The sequence below is a fragment of the Caballeronia terrestris genome, from assembly GCF_001544515.1.
Lineage (GTDB): Bacteria > Pseudomonadota > Gammaproteobacteria > Burkholderiales > Burkholderiaceae > Caballeronia > Caballeronia terrestris.
The window spans coordinates 1-2,038 of the sequence record NZ_FCOL02000309.1 but is presented as its reverse complement, the minus strand read 5'-3'; the positions used below and the strand labels follow the sequence as shown (position 1 = coordinate 2,038).

3 protein-coding genes are annotated in these 2,038 nt (G+C 66.3%); all 3 read left to right on the top strand.

Going from position 1 to position 2,038, the window contains the following annotated elements; genetic code table 11:
* Positions 1 to 1,088 (top strand): type VI secretion system contractile sheath large subunit (tssC, locus tag AWB67_RS36900; RefSeq protein ID WP_087660752.1); only part of this gene is annotated, 1,088 nt, incomplete at its 5' end.
* A 23-nt stretch (positions 1,089 to 1,111) separates the two neighbouring features.
* Positions 1,112 to 1,627 carry a type VI secretion system baseplate subunit TssE gene (gene tssE / locus AWB67_RS36895; RefSeq protein ID WP_087660751.1) on the top strand — a complete coding sequence of 172 codons (516 nt, stop codon included), beginning with the start codon at positions 1,112 to 1,114 and terminating at the stop codon, positions 1,625 to 1,627.
* Positions 1,624 to 2,038, top strand: a 415-nt coding sequence (locus AWB67_RS36890) for a type VI secretion system baseplate subunit TssF (protein ID WP_143328484.1), incomplete at its 3' end; no start/stop codon positions are given. The genes tssE and AWB67_RS36890, both read left to right, overlap by 4 nt.

Sequence of the window (2,038 nt, the reverse complement as noted above, 5' to 3'; positions counted from 1 at the left end):
CGTGGGACCAGAGCCCGCTCTTCAAGAAGCTTTACGAGGAGGAGTACGGCCAGTTCGGCGGCGAGCCCTACGGAGCGCTGGTCGCCGACTACTACTTCGACCACAGCGGGCCGGACACCGACCTGCTCACGCAGATCGGCAAGATCGCGGCGGCCGCGCACGCGCCGTTCATCGCGGGCGCCGATCCAGCCGCGCTCTTGATGGAGTCGTGGCAGGAACTCGCCAATCCGCGCGACCTGACGAAGATTTTCCAGACGCCCGAGCATGCCGCGTGGCGTTCGCTGCGCGAATCGGAGGACTCGCGCTACATCGGCCTCGCGATGCCACGCTTTCTCGCACGCGCTCCCTACGGCGCGAAAACCGACCCGGTCGAAGAATTCGACTTCGAGGAAGACACGGCAGGCGCGAACAGCAGCAAGTACGCGTGGGCAAACGCGTCCTATGCGATGGCGACCAACATCACGCGCTCCTTCAAGACGTTCGGCTGGTGCTCACGCATTCGCGGCGTCGAGTCGGGCGGAGCGGTGGAAGGGCTGCCGGTGCACGCCTTCCCGACCGACGACGGCGGCGTCGACATGAAGTGTCCGACGGAGATCGCCATCAGCGACCGCCGCGAAGCCGAACTCGCCAAGAGCGGTTTCATGCCGCTCGTGCACAAGAAGAACTCGGATTTCGCCGCGTTCATCGGCGCGCAGTCGCTGCACAAGCCGGCCGAATACGAAGACGCCGACGCCACCGCCAACGCGAACCTCGCCGCGCGCCTGCCGTATCTCTTCGCGTGCTGCCGCTTCGCGCACTACCTGAAGTGCATCGTGCGCGACAAGCTCGGCTCGTTCAAGGAGCGCGAGGACATGCAACGCTGGCTGCAGAACTGGATCCTTCAGTACGTCGACGGCGATCCCGTCCATTCCTCCGACGACACGAAGGCACGCAAGCCGCTCGCGGACGCGCAGGTCGTCGTCGAAGAGGTGGAGGGCAACCCCGGCTACTACACGTCGAAGTTCTTCCTGCGGCCGCACTACCAGCTCGAAGGGCTGACGGTGTCGTTGCGCCTCGTGTCGAAGCTGCCGACCGCCAAGACCGCCTGAGTCCAATTGCAAGGGAGCGTCCCATGTCCGAACTCACCGCGCGTGACCGCCTGCAACCGTCGTTGCTGGACCGGCTCACCGATCTCGATCCCGACGCGCGCCACGAAACGCGCGAGCGGCGCGTGCTCTCGCCGCGTGCATTGCGCGACAGCGTGCAGCGCGATATCGGCTGGCTGCTGAACGCGAGCGGTCTCGACGCGGTGCAGGACCTGTCGGGCTATCCGCACGTTGCGACATCGGTGCTCAACTACGGCCTGCCGGATCTGGCGGGACGCAACGTCGCGGCGCTGACGCCGGCGGCGGTCGAGCGGCTGATTCGCGACGCGCTCTGGGCCTTCGAACCGCGTCTCGCACGCGACACGCTGCGCGTGACCGCGCTCGACGATACGAAGGGCGCGCTGCGCGGCCACGTGATCCGCTTCGAAATCGAAGCCGAGATGTGGTCGCAGCCGTACCCGGAGCGTCTCTATCTGCGCACGGAGCTGGACCTCGAAGCGGGCGAAGTGCGCATTGCCGACGTCGCGGAGCAGTCAGCATGAACCCGGCGCTCCTCAAGTACTACAGCCAGGAACTGCAGCACCTGCGCGAGATGGGCGGCGAATTCGCGGCGGCGTTCCCGAAGATCGCGGGACGGCTCGGACTCGACGGTATCGACTGCGCGGACCCGTATGTCGAGCGCCTGCTGGAAGGCTTCAGCTTCCTCGCCGCGCGCGTGCAGATGAAGCTCGACGCCGAGTTTCCGCGCTTCACGCAGCACCTGACGGAGCTGGCTTATCCGCACTATCTCGCGCCGACGCCGTCGATGGCGGTCGTCCAGTTGCAGGCCGACCATTCGAATCCGCAGCTTGCGGCGAGTGCAAGTGGTGTCGTCGTGCCGCGTCACACAGCGTTGCGCAGCATGCTCGACAAGTCGGGTTCGACGCGTTGCGAATTCCGCACGGCCCACGCCG